The sequence below is a fragment of the Acidovorax sp. GW821-FHT09B03 genome (assembly GCF_059418305.1).
The window spans coordinates 1-13,729 of record NZ_JBWKPP010000027.1 but is presented as its reverse complement, the minus strand read 5'-3'; the positions used below and the strand labels follow the sequence as shown (position 1 = coordinate 13,729).

14 protein-coding genes are annotated in these 13,729 nt (G+C 66.7%); 6 read left to right on the top strand and 8 right to left on the bottom strand.

Annotated elements, in window-relative coordinates; translation table 11 throughout:
- Nucleotides 1-121 precede the first annotated feature (121 nt).
- The 4 genes from AC07PA_RS30160 to AC07PA_RS30145 all read left to right on the top strand — a co-directional run bounded on the left by AC07PA_RS30160 (nt 122) and on the right by AC07PA_RS30145 (nt 6,019).
- Entirely contained in the window at nt 122-598 is a 477-nt protein-coding gene (locus AC07PA_RS30160) for a prepilin-type cleavage/methylation domain-containing protein (protein ID WP_494610044.1), read from the top strand.
- Nucleotides 599-3,202 (top strand): putative bifunctional diguanylate cyclase/phosphodiesterase, encoded by a 2,604-nt coding sequence (locus AC07PA_RS30155; protein ID WP_494610043.1) that lies wholly within the window; start codon nt 599-601, stop codon nt 3,200-3,202. It abuts the gene before it with no gap.
- A 369-nt stretch (nt 3,203-3,571) separates the two neighbouring features.
- Nucleotides 3,572-5,713: a hybrid sensor histidine kinase/response regulator family protein gene (locus AC07PA_RS30150; protein ID WP_494610042.1), complete on the top strand. Its 2,142-nt coding sequence runs from the start codon at nt 3,572-3,574 to the stop codon at nt 5,711-5,713.
- A 111-nt stretch (nt 5,714-5,824) separates the two neighbouring features.
- Nucleotides 5,825-6,019 carry a hypothetical protein gene (locus AC07PA_RS30145; RefSeq protein ID WP_494610040.1) on the top strand — a complete coding sequence of 65 codons (195 nt, stop codon included), beginning with the start codon at nt 5,825-5,827 and terminating at the stop codon, nt 6,017-6,019.
- Between the two features lie 19 nt (nt 6,020-6,038).
- Here the strand turns inward: AC07PA_RS30145 and AC07PA_RS30140 are convergent, their stop codons facing one another.
- The 4 genes from AC07PA_RS30140 to AC07PA_RS30125 form a co-directional block, all read right to left on the bottom strand.
- Nucleotides 6,039-6,311 (bottom strand): DUF3253 domain-containing protein, encoded by a 273-nt coding sequence (locus tag AC07PA_RS30140; RefSeq protein ID WP_494610039.1) that lies wholly within the window; start codon nt 6,309-6,311, stop codon nt 6,039-6,041.
- 17 nt (nt 6,312-6,328) lie between these two features.
- The gene (locus tag AC07PA_RS30135; protein ID WP_494610038.1) at nt 6,329-7,183 is read right to left on the bottom strand and encodes a hypothetical protein; all 855 of its coding nucleotides are present in this window, start codon (nt 7,181-7,183) and stop codon (nt 6,329-6,331) included.
- Nucleotides 7,184-7,365: 182 nt separating this feature from the next.
- Nucleotides 7,366-9,039 (bottom strand): response regulator, encoded by a 1,674-nt coding sequence (locus AC07PA_RS30130; protein ID WP_494610037.1) that lies wholly within the window; start codon nt 9,037-9,039, stop codon nt 7,366-7,368.
- 15 nt (nt 9,040-9,054) lie between these two features.
- Nucleotides 9,055-10,581, bottom strand: coding sequence for an ATPase domain-containing protein (locus AC07PA_RS30125; RefSeq protein ID WP_494610036.1), 1,527 nt, complete (start codon nt 10,579-10,581; stop codon nt 9,055-9,057).
- A 338-nt stretch (nt 10,582-10,919) separates the two neighbouring features.
- Between AC07PA_RS30125 and AC07PA_RS30120 the strand changes: the two genes are divergently transcribed.
- The gene (locus AC07PA_RS30120; protein ID WP_494610035.1) at nt 10,920-11,234 is read left to right on the top strand and encodes a hypothetical protein; all 315 of its coding nucleotides are present in this window, start codon (nt 10,920-10,922) and stop codon (nt 11,232-11,234) included.
- Nucleotides 11,235-11,602: 368 nt separating this feature from the next.
- Here the strand turns inward: AC07PA_RS30120 and AC07PA_RS30115 are convergent, their stop codons facing one another.
- The 4 genes from AC07PA_RS30115 to AC07PA_RS30100 form a co-directional block, all read right to left on the bottom strand.
- On the bottom strand, nt 11,603-11,770 hold the full coding sequence (locus AC07PA_RS30115) for a hypothetical protein (RefSeq protein WP_494610034.1): 168 nt from the start codon (nt 11,768-11,770) through the stop codon (nt 11,603-11,605).
- A 172-nt stretch (nt 11,771-11,942) separates the two neighbouring features.
- Nucleotides 11,943-12,446: an alpha-ketoglutarate-dependent dioxygenase AlkB gene (locus tag AC07PA_RS30110; protein ID WP_494610033.1), complete on the bottom strand. Its 504-nt coding sequence runs from the start codon at nt 12,444-12,446 to the stop codon at nt 11,943-11,945.
- A gap of 25 nt (nt 12,447-12,471) precedes the next feature.
- Nucleotides 12,472-12,777, bottom strand: coding sequence for a hypothetical protein (locus tag AC07PA_RS30105; RefSeq protein WP_007853277.1), 306 nt, complete (start codon nt 12,775-12,777; stop codon nt 12,472-12,474).
- A gap of 216 nt (nt 12,778-12,993) precedes the next feature.
- Nucleotides 12,994-13,368 carry a MerR family transcriptional regulator gene (locus AC07PA_RS30100; protein ID WP_007853265.1) on the bottom strand — a complete coding sequence of 125 codons (375 nt, stop codon included), beginning with the start codon at nt 13,366-13,368 and terminating at the stop codon, nt 12,994-12,996.
- 64 nt (nt 13,369-13,432) lie between these two features.
- Here AC07PA_RS30100 and AC07PA_RS30095 point away from each other — a divergent pair, with 64 nt between their 5' ends.
- Entirely contained in the window at nt 13,433-13,669 is a 237-nt protein-coding gene (locus AC07PA_RS30095; RefSeq protein ID WP_494610032.1) for an SRPBCC family protein, read from the top strand.
- Nucleotides 13,670-13,729 lie beyond the last annotated feature (60 nt).

The following is a 13,729-nucleotide window of genomic DNA, read 5'->3' as shown; positions in this document are numbered from 1 at the left end:
GCGGTATGAAACAAAATGTCAGTGAAACACGGCTCCTGGCGCCGTGGTGCATGCTGCGTGCGGCCTGTGCGGTGGCTTTTCCGGCGCCACGGGCTGCTGCATTTTGTGAATGCGTCCGGCCATGACCTTCAGAATAGGCAGCCACCACAAGCGGGCCTTGCGCGCGCTGGGGGTGACGCTGCTGGAGCTTCTGATTACGGTCACATTGATCGGGCTGCTGACGGCCGTGGCCATACCCAGCTACAAGGCCTATATCGAGCGCGCAAAGATCGCCACCGCCAAGAAGGACATCCTGGAGATCAGCATCAAGCTGGACCGGTACCTGCAGTTCAAGAACGCGTTTCCGGCGAGCCTGGCCGATGTGCCCGAGAACCGGCTGGACCCTTGGGGAAACCCCTACCGCTACCTGTCGATGGAGGGTGCCAAGGTGGGCGACAAGCGCAAGGACAAATCCCTGCACCCGCTCAACAGCGACTACGACCTGTACAGCATGGGCCCCGATGGCAAGAGCCAGACGCCCTTGACCGCCAAAGCCAGCCGCGATGACATCATTCGCGCCAACAACGGGGGGTTCATTGGCGTGGCCGAGGATTACTGAATGCGCCTGAGTGCGGCCCAAGCCATCCTGCACAGCCGCGTGGGGCGGCAGTTGCTGGCCACCTTCTTCGTGCTGGTGGCGGTGCCGGTGGGCGCCATGTCGCTGCTGGCCTATCAGCTCACCGAGTACGTGGTGCAGCAGTCGGCCGCGCAGCTCAGCGGCGAGCTGGCCAAGGCGGTGGGCATCAACCTCATCGACCGCCTGCGCGCCGCCGAGAGCCTGCTGCACGTGCATGGGCTGCCCGCCGAGGGGAGCACCGGGCCCGCAGTGCCGGACCAGCGGCTGGGCGCCGTCTTCGCCCGCGTGGACCGGCTGTCCCCGGCAGAGGCCGCGCTGGCGCCCGGGGGGCGCAGCGCCCTGCGGGTGGCCGGCGCCGCACAGCCCGGGGCTGCACCCACGGTGGATCTGATCGTGCCTGTCGAAGGCGCCGTGGTGCGCGGTCGCTTCACTGCCGACTACCTGTGGGAGAACGCGCAGTCGGGCACCCACAAACTCTGTTTTTCGGGGCCACAGCTGGCCGCGCCTTTCTGCCAGGGGGTGGAGGTGCAGGCCCCCCACGCAGTGCAAACGCAGCGCGAGATCTTTTTCACGCCGTACTTCGATGCGCCAGCCTGGACCCTCACCACCACGCTGCAGCCGGATGTGCGGCGCTACCTGCCCATTGGCGTGGCAGCCCTGGTGGGCAATGTGGCGGGCATCGCGTTTTTGCTGGCGCTGGCGAGCAGCTCGGTGGTGCTGCGCCGCCTGACCAGGCCGCTGGATGCGCTCACCTCGGGCACGCGCGCCGTGCTGCGCGGCGACTTCACGCGCCAGGTGCAGATTGCCGGCCAGCGCAGCGAGTTCACCGATCTTGCGGATTCCTTCAACGCCATGACCGAAGAGGTGGGGCGCGACCTGGCGCTGTTCCGCGTGCTCGCGCAGATGGACCAGGCCATCATCGAACAGAAGCCCTTGGCCGAGGTGGTGCGCCTGATGCTGGCGCACCTGCACCTCCCGCCGGCGCAAGGCAGGGTGGACGTGGTGCAGTGGCTGGCGGGCGCGCCCAGGCCCCACCTGCTTTCGCTGGCAGGCGATGGCACGCTGCAGCAAAGCGAGACCGGCGCCGTCCCTGCCGACCCCGCCAGTGAACCAGGGCCCTGGCACGACCTGCCCGTGGCCCAGACCGGCACCCAGCGCGTGTGGCTGCGCCTGGCGCAGCCGCTGGCAGCGCAGGGGCGGGCGCAGCGCGAGCTGGGCGCCTTTCGCCAGCGGCTGGCCGTGGCCCTGCATGCCGAGCAGCACGAGCAGCAGCTGCGCGAGCGCGCCACCCACGACAGCCTGACGGGCCTGCTCAACCGCTTCGGGCTGGTGGAGGCCATTGACCGGCTGGCGCAGGCGCTGGGCACCCCGTTTGCCGTGGTCTACATGGACCTCGATGGCTTCAAGGAAATCAACGACGCCTATGGCCACTATGTGGGCGACTGTGTGCTGCGCGAGGTGGCCAGCCGCCTGCGCGACTGCATCGGCACGCGTGCGCTGGCCATGGCCCGCCCGGGCGGGGACGAATTCGTCTTTGTGCTGCCGGCAGATGCGCAGGGGATGTTCCGGGCCGACATCGACGCCGTGATGCAGGCCGTGCGCGTGCCCTACAGCGTGCCCCCGCGCGTGCTGCCGCTGGCCGCCAGCCTGGGCGTGGCGCTGTTTCCCGAGCATGGCAGGTCGCAGGACGAGCTGCTCAAGCACGCCGACCTGGCCATGTACACCGCCAAGGCCGCGGGCCGCAATGTGCTGGTGGAGTTCGAGCCCGCGCTGGCCGCCCAGCAGGCCGAGCGGCTGGCGCTCAGGCACGACCTGCGCCAGGCGCTGGCCGCGCAGCAGATGTTCGTGGTGTACCAGCCGCGCGTGGGCGCACACGACCGCCAGACCGCCTCGGTCGAGGCGCTGCTGCGCTGGCGCCACCCCGAGCACGGGTTGGTGTCGCCCGACGTCTTCATCGCACTGGCCGAGGAGTCGGGCTTCATCCTCGAGCTGGGCCTGTGGGTGCTGCGCCAGGCGCTGCAGCAGTTTGCGCTGTGGCGCGCCGATCCCGCGGTGCCGGTGCGCCACCTGTCGGTGAACCTGTCGCCGGTGCAACTGGCCGACCCGGGCTTTCCGGGGGCGCTGCAGGCGCTGGTGCAGGAGTTCGGCATCCGCCCCGGAGAGCTGGAGCTGGAGATCACCGAAGGCGCGCTGATCCAGGACGTGGACGCCGCCGTCACGCGCCTGGCGGCGCTGCGTGCGCAGGGCGTGGCGATTGCGCTGGACGATTTCGGCGTGGGCTACTCGGCCATGCGCTACCTGAACCGCCTGCCGTTCGACACGCTCAAGATCGACAAGAGCTTCGTGTTTGCCTTTGGCGCGGACCGCCCCGCGCTGGCCATTGCCACCGCCATCGTGGCCCTGGCCAAGGCGCTGGACAAGCGGGTGGTGGCAGAGGGCGTGGAGACGCCCATGCAGGCCGACCTGCTGCAGGGCCTGGGCGTGAACGAACTGCAGGGTTACCTCTACGGCAAGCCGCAGACGGTGGCCGAACTCGAAAGTCTGTGGTCCCGCGCCGAGAACGCCGAAAGCCCGTCCCGCAGCTGAGCCTTGCGCTGCAGAGGCAGCGGCTGCGTGACTTTGCAGTTACCATTCATACTGATTGGTCGCAATTCAGCGCGAAGCAGGAGAAGGGCAACCGGGTTGGCCCGGTCGGTACCCCTTGGTTGCACCGCATTCAGTAGTGACCACGGCCCGTAATGTGGCGAGCGTCTGCAACGGCGCAGACACTTTGATCAAGACAGCGCATCAAGTGCCCAGGGGCTCGCCCTGGTTGGGTCCGGTACGAACCGGCCGTTTCCGTTGGCGTTTTGCGATGGCGTGCTGTGCCGCGTCCTTTTGCGGGTACCGCGTGGCACTGAAGCCAGGCGCCTCCATCGGTGTTGAATTTCATTGACTCGCTCGCTAGGACAAGCCATGTTGACAAGAAAAAGAGCCGGGGGCAGGGGCTCCAGAGAGGCGGCAGAGTCGGTGCGCTGGCTGCGCCTGATGGCGCTGCTGAGCGTCGTGGTTCCCTTGGTGATCTACGCCATCTTCGGGGTCGTCGGGTTCCTGCGGGCCACGGACGAAACCGATGCCCGTGTGTCCCGTTCCCTTCGTGTTGCGCATGAGCATGCCTCCAAGGTCATGGCCACGTCCGAGGCGGTCATGGAAAAGGCGTACTCCCTGGTGAACGGCAAGAATCCGCAGGCGCTGCACAGCATCGAGGCATTTCTGCACGAAGAGCTGCGCAAGCGCACCGTGGACCAGCCGCAGATCCAGTCCATCCTTGTCCTGGATGCGCAGGGTCGTCCCATTGCCAGCAGCCGCCTGTTCCCGTTTCCGGGGGTTGATCTGTCCGATGGTGAGTATTTTCAGCACCACCTGCAGGGCCGCCCGGGCGCGCATCTGTCCAAGCCACTCGTGACCCGGACTTCCAACGAGCGTGTCTTGAATGTCAGTGTCGCCTTCGAGGATGACGCCGGCAAATTTGGCGGGGTCATCAACGTGGCCTTGCTCACGTCCTACTTTTACGATTTCTACGGGGACCTGGTGGCGGATGAGCCCAACCTGGCGGTCACCCTTTTCCGGGATGACGGCGCCGTCTATACCCGCTGGCCCCACAGTGCCACGACGCCCGGCACGCTGCAGCCCGATTCGCCGGTGATGCAGCGGCTGCGTGCTGGCGAGGAGGTGGGTCGCCTGCAGGGGATCTCGACGGTAGACCGCAAGGAACGGATCATTGCCTTTCGCAAGGTAGGCGCATACCCTTTGTACGTGGCCACGGCAATGCGGCTGAATGTGCCGCTGCGCGAGCTGTTTCAACAGCTTGCGCTGTTGTTTGCGATGGGGGCGCTGCCGGTGGCCGCGCTGGTCATCACGGCAAGGACGGCGCTGCAATGCGCCCTCGCTGCGCACAACACGCTGCAGGATCTGGAGCGGGAAACCGAAAGCCGTCAACGTGCCGAGGAGGCGCTGCGCCAGGCGCAAAAGCTCGAGGCGCTGGGCCGGTTGACCGGTGGCGTGGCGCACGACTTCAACAACGCGCTGATGGTCATCAGCAACAACCTGCACCTGCTCAAGCGCACGGCGCCGCAGTCGGGCCTGCGCCAGATCGAAGCCATTGCCCGGGCCGTGAAGTCAGCCACCAACCTCACCCGCCAGCTGTTGGCCTTCTCGCGGCGCCAGCCCCTGGTGGCCGAGTACGTACAGTTGCAGCACAAGCTCCCGGCCATCCAGGATCTGCTGGTTCCGGTCATGGGCAGCCGCGTGCAGCTGGATGTGCAGGTGGACCCTTCGACCGCGCCCGTGTTTCTGGACATGAGTGAGCTGGAACTGGCGCTGCTCAACCTGGGCATCAATGCGCGCGACGCGATGCCCACGGGGGGCGCGTTGTCGATCCAGGTGCGCAATGCCGGGCCCCGGCAGGTGGGGACACCGGGTCAGGAAATCGAGATGGTCGTGATCGAAGTGTCCGACACCGGCAGCGGCATTGCGCCGGACGACCTGGACAAGGTGTTCGAACCCTTCTTCACCACCAAGCCCGTGGGCGAAGGCACGGGCCTGGGCCTGAGCCAGGTGTATGGCTTTTGCCAGGGGGTGGGCGGATACGCGGAAATCGCCAGTGAAGTGGGCAAGGGCACGAAGATCAGCCTGTACCTGCCCAGCACGGCGGCCAGGGCATCCCGCGATGAGCCCGCCTCCGACACCTCGTTCAAGCCCCTGGGCATGAGCCTCCTGGTGGTGGAGGACAACGACGAGGTGGCCGAGTCGCTGGTTCCCCTGCTGCAGTCGCTGGGATGCAGCGTCACTCGGGTGGACCGCGCCGACAAAGCCATCTACCTGCTGGATGAAGGCCAGCGGCCCGACCTGGTGCTGTCTGACGTGATGATGCCAGGTGAGCTCAACGGAGAAGGCCTGGCAAGGCACATCCGCGAGACATGGCCTGCGCAGCGGGTTCTGCTGATGACCGGGTATGCCGAGCAATTGGCCCGCATCTCGCAACTGGGCTTTGACGTGCTGCCCAAGCCCTGCACGCCACAGATGCTGCATGCCGCCATCGGCAAGTCTGCAACCTAGCCGCACCAGGCCGCGCCTTGGTGGCCACGTCATCGGCCGTGGCCTCGTTCCTGACACGAATGCAGCCTGCGCGGCTACAGGGATTGATCGGAAGATCGGCCAACATGGCTGATGAAGTTCTGGGTGCTGCTGCGCCTGGCCTGTTCCCTTCGATCCCGTCACCACTTCGCTTTTGAAGCTGGCCGGTGTCAGGAGCACGGCGGCATTGCCGACCTGCTGTCGTGGGGCAACACCGCCGCCGTGCTGCTGCCCCCGGTGCTACCGCAAAGGCCCCGCCTGCAGGGCTATGCGGCGGCGGCTGCATAGCGCCATCCGCATGGCAAGTTCACCCGGGGCCTGGCGGGGCGGGCCTGGCCAGCCGGATCGGCCCTACCGCATGCACAGCCGAGGCCACCGCCTGGCCGCGCTGCAGGACCCGCAGGTGGCCTTCGCGCGCCAGGAGGTCGGCGGCGGCGCGCACGGCGGGCATCATGGGGCGCCACTGCGCTGGGGCATCCCCGGCCAGTGCCCGCGCCACTTCGGAAGGGCAGATGGTCTTGCCCGGCGCGCGCCCATCGAGCAGTGCCAGGATGGCCCGTTCAATGGCTGCGTGGTTCAAGGAGACAGACCTGGTGGTCACTCCGGCAACACGTAGCACAGGCCTTGCTGGGTAGTGTTGCCCACGAGGCGCTCCACATCGTCCATGGTGGAGAACTGCGCCCAGAAGTGATCAGCCGCCCAGCACAGGTAGGGGCCCGAGCGTGCAAGAACGGCACGCGTGGGGCGGGGGTCTACGCTGTAGGTCCAGTTGCCCCAGAAGGCGGTGATGCCGCCCCGGGTTTCCTTGCGGTCCACCTCGAAGCGGGCATATTCCTTTTCGGACTGCACGGTGCCGGCGCCGCTGCATTGGGCGTTGGCGTACGCCATGGTGGCCTGGTTGACGGTGACGCGGGTCTCGTCCTGGCGCGTCAGGCGAAACATGTTGCGGGTTCCCTGGCCGGGGGAGGGGCTGTTGCAGGCTTCGCGCACCCATGCGCCCTCGGGCAGGCCCCAGACCGCTGCGGCGCAGCTCACCTGCACCGAGTCCACGGCGGCACCCGGCATGGCACCGCTGCCCTGGGCCACGGTGCAGGTCTGGCCGTTGGGCTGCGACTTCACCCGCACCGCATAGGCGCTGCCCGCCGCGAGCGGCGTGGCAAACACGAAGCGGCCATTGGCCGTGGGCAGCAGGTCGTCGCCCTCGTTGTTCTGCAGCACCAGCCGGCTGCTGCCGCTGGTGCCCGAGGCGGGTGCCAGGCCGGTCACCGTGCCGCCGATGATGAAGCGTTCGGTAGGGGTGGGGCCAGGCCCGGGGGCGGGCGTTGTGTCACCGCCACCACCCCCGCAGGCCGCCAGCGATGCCGCCAGGACCAGCCAGGCGAAGGGAGCGCAGCGGCGGTGCAGCGGCGCTGCGGGCGAAGAGGTCAAGGGCGTGGTGATGATGTTGGTCATGGCAAAAATTCGAAGTATGTCGAGGCAGGGCGTGCGGAGGAATCCCACAAAGGTGGCAGGACGTGACGCCCGTCACCTGCCGTGCTTCGTGCCTGCCAGCGGGGTTGCCGCGGTGCCTGCTGCCAATGGGCTGGTGGGCATTGGCGCCAGCCATGGCGCTGGCCGCTGTCGCGGGCGGCCGCTCAACCCCGTGCGCGCGCCAGCTCGTTGCCCACGGCGGTGTGCAGCGTTTCCAGGTCGAAGGGCTTCTTGAGCACCGACTGCGGGCCCACGAGCTTTTCCACCTCGGCCATGTCGGCATAGCCCGTGGCCATCAGCACGGGGATGCCGGGGTGCATCTTGCGGGCGGTGGAGATGAATTCGGCGCCGTTCATTCCGGGCATGAGGTAGTCGGCCATCAGCAGGTCCGGCACGCGGCGGTGCAGTTCGCGCAGGCCGCTCTCACCGTCGCAGGCTTCGCGCACCCTGTAGTTCAAAAGGCGCAGGCCTTCGACGATGCCCTGGCGCACGGCGTCGTCGTCTTCCACCACCAGCACCTCGGTTCGCGCCTCGGATGGAGCAGGGGCTTGCGCAGCGGTGGGGGAGGCCGCATCGTGTTCGCGGATCGGCGTTGCCTGCGAGAAACGCAGGGTGACGGTAGTGCCTTCTCCTTCGGTGCTTTGAATCTCCACGCCGCCACCGGACTGGTTGGCGAAGCCATAGACCTGGCTTAGCCCCAGCCCCGTGCCTTCTCCCTCTGCCTTGGTGGTGAAGAACGGGTCGAACACCTTGGCCTGCAATGCCTCGGGTATTCCGCACCCGGTGTCCTGCACGCTGATGTGCACCTGGCGGCTACCCCCTGCGTTGCCCGGGGCTGCGGCCAGCGCGGTGTGGATGGTCAATGTGCCGCCATCGGGCATCGCGTCGCGCGAGTTGACGGCCATGTTCAAGAGGGCCATCTCGAACTGTGCGCCATCGAGCAGAACCCATGCAGGCTCTTCACTCAGGTCGAGCTGCACCTGCACCTTGGAGCCCACCGATACCTCGATGAGCTCGCGCAGGTTGAGCACCATGGCATTCACGTCGTGCAGGCGCGGCATCAGGCTTTGCGCGCGCGCAAAGGACAGCAGCTGGGCCGTCAGGCGGGCGCCGCGGTCCACCGATTCCTTGGCGCGGCGGGCGTAGTCGGTCACCCGCGGTTCGGTGGAAATCCGGGCGATGAACTGCAGGTTCAGGCTGACCGCGTGCAGCAGGTTGTTGAAGTCGTGCGCGATGCCGCCGGTGAGCCGGCCGATGGCTTCGAGCTTCTGCCCCTGCACCACCTTGGACTGGATGCGCTCGCGGTCCGCGATCTCGCGCGTGAGGCGGTCGTTGGCGCTGGCCAGGTCGCTGGTGCGCGTGGCGATGCGGCTCTCCAGCTCCGCATTCATGCGGTCGACCGTCTGCTTGGCATTGTTCAGGTCGTGCAGGTGCAGCCGTGTGGTGTGTTGTCGCTTGCGCGCGCGCAGGGCGGAGCGCACCGCGCTGACCAGCGTCTCGGGGTTGACGGGGCGCTCCAGGATGACCAGGTTGCCCAGCTCCTGCAGCGAGGCGGTGGCGCGCACTGACCGGCGGCTGGCCTGGCGCGTGGCCAGCACCACGAAGGGCAAGTCCGACCAGGCCGGCTGGCCTGCCAGGTACTGCCGCAGCGATTCATCCAGGCCGCCGGCAAGCACTTCTTCGGTCAGGATGGCGGCATCGGCCCCTGCCGCAAGCTCTGCCAGCAGCGATGCGGCATCGGGGCACTGGACGCAGACAAATCCATCGCCGCACACCACCGATGCGATGACCTTCGCATCACGGCCATGCGGCGCCAATATGAGAACCCGGCTATCCATGCGCGACATCCGTGTTCAAGAGCGCTGGGAGGCGCTGTCGGCGTCTCCCAGCAGGGCCTGCCGGCCGGTGTACTGTGCTGCGCCAAGGAGTATGCCGTGGAAGTCGGTCAGGGGCTTGCCGATCTGGATCCCATTGGCGCCCAGGCGCAGCTCGCGGATGGTGGACTCGTGTTGCGCGGTACGGCTCTTGATGACTGACAGGGCCTTGAGCACTTCACCCCGCGCCTCGAAGAAACGGTACTGCACCATGGCATCGCTCAGGTAGCTCAGGTCTATATCGGCGTGCATCTCCCCCACGGTGCCGTGCAGCGAGAGGATGATCAGCGTGACAACGCCCATCGAGTTCAGGTACGACAGCAGCTCGTGCATCTGCAGCAGCAGGTACTGCCCGCCGGGCATGGCCTGCATGTAGGAGTTGAGGCTGTCGACCACCACCAGGCGCACCTGTTCTTTTTCAACGGCTTCGCGCACCGCGTGGGCAAACTGGCCAGGAGAGACCTCTGCGGGGTCGAACGAGCGGATCAGCAATTGGCCATTGGCGATGAACGGATCGATGTCCAGCCCCAGGGCGCGTGAGCGCTGGCGCAGCGACGAGAAGCCCTCGTCGAAAAGGTAGTAGGCCACCTTTTCGCCGCGCCGCATGGCGGCCACCGCGCAGCTGATGGCGGTGGTGGTCTTGCCCACACCTGCCGGGCCGGCCAGCAGCAGGTTGCTGCCGGGCGACAGGCCGCCGCCCAGCATGTCATCGAACGCGGACGTGCCGGTGGAGATGGGGGTCTCGTCGAACTTGCCCCCATGTTCGCCCGCCGACAGGCGTGGAAACACCACCAGGCCGCCACGGTCGAGGTCGAAGTCATGGTCGCCGCTGCGGAACTTGACGCCGCGCAGCTTGACCACACGCAACTGGCGCTTGTCGGGGCCGTAGGTGTTGATATTCTGGTTCAGGTGCACCACGCCGTGGGCGATGCTGTGCAACTGCTGGTCGCCCTCGCCGGAGGTTTTGTCGTCGAGCATGAGCACGGTGCAGCCCACCTGCGCGAAGAAGCGCTTCAGGGCGAGTATCTGGCGCCGGTAGCGCAGGGGGCTCTGGGCCAGCAGGCGCAGCTCGGACAGGCTGTCGAACGCCACGCGTTGCGGCTTGAGTTCGCCGACCAGGCGCATCACCTCGCGGGTGGTCTCGCCCAGCTCGAACTCGGAAGGGTGCAGGATGGTCTGCTCCGCCTCTTCACTCAGGCCTTCGTCGCTGACCAGGTCAAAGATCCGGATGCCATCGAGTGACCAGCCATGCGACTGGGCCACCTGCGCAAGTTCTTCCGAAGTCTCTGACAGGGTGACGTAAAGACCCCGCTCGCCCTTGTCGCGCCCTTCGATCAGGAACTGCAGTGCCAGGGTGGTCTTGCCGGTGCCCGGGCTGCCTTCGACGAGATACAGATGTCGCGGGGGAAGGCCGCCACCCAGCACGTCGTCGAGCCCGGCAATGCCGGTGCTCGCGGCGCCCTTTGGCGGGGAAGACGGCGAGGAGGAGTGGAGGGCGTACTTCAAATTTTTTTCCTTCCAGGGGCAGTTGTCTGGCAGCGCCCCGGTCAGTGCACGCGCCCGGGATGGGACAGGACCACCACGTGGCTTCACGCGATGAGGTGCACATTTGTATCGGATTGTGGTGGGGCAGCGCTGGCGCGGCAGTCAGCCAACTTCGGCGGACAAGGGGAGGGTGGTCCTACACGGCAGCTGGCGTGGCAACGGCTGTGCGTGGTTGTCGTCGGCCGCCACGAGGGTGCTCGGGGGTTGCGCCAGGGGGCGCTGGGTAAGGCTTTTTCCTACACGCGCAGGCCAATGGCCGTGCATAGACTGCTTGCACCCATACCCTGGTGCTTGCGTTCATGATCTATCACTTTCACATTGCACACGCCGATGTGCACACCGTGCAGAATTCTGGCCATGCGGCATTGGCCCGCGAAGAATGCGTGCAGGCTTGCTGGCGGTTGAGTGAAACGCTGCAGCGCTTCTGCCAGTCCGTTCAGCACCTCGGTATCCGTTTTGCGGCGTGTGAGCCCGATGACCATGGACTGCTCATCTGGCTCGACACCCATCTGGATGATCGCAGTGTGCACAACCTTGCCGAGTCGTTTCTGACCGAGATAAACCGTGGCACGCCAGGGTTGAAGCTTGCACTGAGGCAGGGCCAAAGCGCCTGAGGGGCAGGCATCCACCCGTGGTTGGCAGCAGTGGCCGCCATTGCATTGGGCCGCTGCCGCGCGCAGGTATGCGCGCTACGCGCTGCATCCGTCGGGCAGATGGGTTTGCTCAGCGGCTGGTCGGGGACGGTGTCGTGGCGCTGGTTGCCGGTCCGCTGCCCGTTGTGTCACGGGCCTTGTACTTCTTCCACAGGTAGCCGGCAATCGCCATCAGGATCATCTTGCGCATGGGTGTTCTCCAGGTTGGGGTGATCCAGGAGCATCGACGGCAATGCAGGCTCCCGCTGTAGGAAGTCGGGGCGAGCGCGTGTCGGCAACGAGAGGATGGGGTGCAGCGCTGCCCACGCATGCCAGGGCCCGTGCGCGCGTCAGCGCATGTCCCTGAACGTCACGGACCAGCGCAGTGCCGGCGTCGGCTCCACGCAGTGCTGCCACTTCCAGCGCGCATCGCCCTGCAGCAGGTAGATGGAGCGGGGCTCCACCTCCAGCGCCACCACCTGGCGTTGCAGCTCCGGGTAGGGCGTGTCATCACCCATTTCACCCCCGCGCTGGCCCCGGCATGCGGATGGATGCGCGAAGCGCGGCGCAGCCCATAGTGGACTATGGGCAAGCCGAGCGACAAAGCAGACGCCGCATGCCGGGGCCAGCCCGAAGGGAAAGCCTGCAGCGCGGCGCATTGCGGTGTTGCCCTTCGCTTGCGTAGCGGTGCTACGCGGCGCTCAGGGCGCCTTGCACTACACCGCTCTGCAGGCTTTCGCGGGGGTGAAATAGGTGATGACACGCCCTGGGCCAGGGCCGAAAGCGCAGCGTGGCCGGGCCGCCCAGCGATACGCCGATGATGCGTTCGAAGTCCGGCACATCGCGGTGCCAGCCCAATGGGGTGCCGGGCGCGTATTCGGACACCAGCGCATGGGCCAGTTGCTCCGGCTGCATGCCCTGCCAGGCGGCCACGCGCTCGCGCAGGGGTGCCAGGCGCTCGTCGAGCGGCTTGCCCGGCAGCAACTGGTTGGTGTCGAAGTCGAACGACCCGCCAAAGCCCGCCACACGGCGCCGTGCCATGTACTCCTTGTACCGGGCCGCGTGCAGCGGCAATGACTGCAGGATGGCGATGAGATCGCTTTCTTCGGCCCGGCCCAAAAACCCGGCCTGGTAGACCAGGCCGGGAATGGAGGCGCGCACCGGTGCATCGCCGAACAGGCCCGGTTGGTCCATGGCGGGCAGGGCGGCAGGCACGCTCTCAGCCCAGCCGCACCTCGAAGCGGCTGCCGTCGCGCGGCGCCAGCCCCCGGTAGCCCGCCAGGCGCGCAATTCCCAGGGCGCGCACCCAGTGCTGCAGGGCCACCAGGTCGTGCGCCGAGACGTCCTCGGGCTCGACGCGCTCCAGTGAGTCGATGGTGTGCAGCGTGGCCGCGATGTCATCGGGGCTGCCGAACTGGTGCTCCAGGGCGACGGCAAAGCGCACTTCTGCGGCGGTGCGTTCGGCCTGCGTGAGGCCGGGGTAGTCGCACAGGGCGACGGTGTAGGTGGTGTCCAGAACATCCATGCTCATCTCCAAAAGACTGTATGAATTTACAGTATTTTGGGGCGGGCCGGTGGGATATTTATGCGCAGTGGTGCGGGCGCTGGCCCTGGCTTGTGGCGCCGCTACAGATTTGGGAGTGGCGCGCCGACAAAAGGGCCCTGCCGTTCTGCGCGCGGGTACCTGGCATCCAGCCCCCAGGCCGGGCAACGCAATCCCCGAAAAAAGTGTGAACAGGCCCTATGCCCTGGGCAGCCCGTGCTGCGCGGCACGTTCTTGCAGGCGCTGCTGTTCGCGCAGGAGCACCTTGCTCACCTTGCGCAGGTTCGCGATCTGGGCCTCGATCGCGGTGCGCTTGTCGGCCATCAGGCGGGCGCCCTTGGCGCAGTCGATGCTTTTGGCGCGCATGGCATCGAGCACCTGGCGAATCTCCTGCAGCGAGAAGCCCAGCGACTGCAGTTGCTGCAGCAGGGCTGCGTCCCTGGCGGCCGACTCGGGGTAGTCGCGGTAGTTGTTCTCGCCGCGTTGCACGCCGACGAGCAGCCCCTCGCGCTCGTAAAAGCGCAGCGCGTGGCGGCCCAGGCCGGTGCGGCTTTCCAGCTCGGAGATGCGCATTGAATTTCCCTTGACTATAGATCTCACTCTACAGATTAGCATGGCTTTTTGAAAAGGACACCCCATGCATTTGCTGGTCGAAAAGACGGTTTCCATCCACCGGCCTGTGCAGGCGGTGTTCGGCTATGTATCGAACATGGAGCAGTTTGGCGAATGGTTTCCGGGCGTGCTCTCGATCGAATCGCTCGGCGCGCTCGCCCATGGGCAGCCGGGCAAGGAGTACCTTGAAACCGTGGCTGTGCCGTTCAGGGGGCGCCGGCAGGTCACCCTGCAGGTGCGCGAAGCTAGTGTCGTGAGTTAGAAGTTCGTTGAACTAGTGATAGCGTGTCGAGTCAATCGTGTACCGTGTGCACACGAGGAG

Bases quoted from the DNA above. Each gene is read 5' to 3' on its own strand.
- AC07PA_RS30100 (WP_007853265.1), bottom strand. From the start codon at position 13,368: ATGCGCATCTCCGAGCTGGAAAGCCGCACCGGCCTGGGCCGCCACGCG.
- AC07PA_RS30130 (WP_494610037.1), bottom strand. From the start codon at position 9,039: ATGGATAGCCGGGTTCTCATATTGGCGCCGCATGGCCGTGATGCGAAG.
- AC07PA_RS30150 (WP_494610042.1), top strand. From the start codon at position 3,572: ATGTTGACAAGAAAAAGAGCCGGGGGCAGGGGCTCCAGAGAGGCGGCA.
- AC07PA_RS30120 (WP_494610035.1), top strand. From the start codon at position 10,920: ATGATCTATCACTTTCACATTGCACACGCCGATGTGCACACCGTGCAG.
- AC07PA_RS30115 (WP_494610034.1), bottom strand. From the start codon at position 11,770: ATGGGTGATGACACGCCCTACCCGGAGCTGCAACGCCAGGTGGTGGCG.
- AC07PA_RS30160 (WP_494610044.1), top strand. From the start codon at position 122: ATGACCTTCAGAATAGGCAGCCACCACAAGCGGGCCTTGCGCGCGCTG.
- AC07PA_RS30110 (WP_494610033.1), bottom strand. From the start codon at position 12,446: ATGGACCAACCGGGCCTGTTCGGCGATGCACCGGTGCGCGCCTCCATT.
- AC07PA_RS30095 (WP_494610032.1), top strand. From the start codon at position 13,433: ATGCATTTGCTGGTCGAAAAGACGGTTTCCATCCACCGGCCTGTGCAG.
- AC07PA_RS30105 (WP_007853277.1), bottom strand. From the start codon at position 12,777: ATGGATGTTCTGGACACCACCTACACCGTCGCCCTGTGCGACTACCCC.
- AC07PA_RS30135 (WP_494610038.1), bottom strand. From the start codon at position 7,183: ATGACCAACATCATCACCACGCCCTTGACCTCTTCGCCCGCAGCGCCG.
- AC07PA_RS30155 (WP_494610043.1), top strand. From the start codon at position 599: ATGCGCCTGAGTGCGGCCCAAGCCATCCTGCACAGCCGCGTGGGGCGG.
- AC07PA_RS30145 (WP_494610040.1), top strand. From the start codon at position 5,825: ATGAAGTTCTGGGTGCTGCTGCGCCTGGCCTGTTCCCTTCGATCCCGT.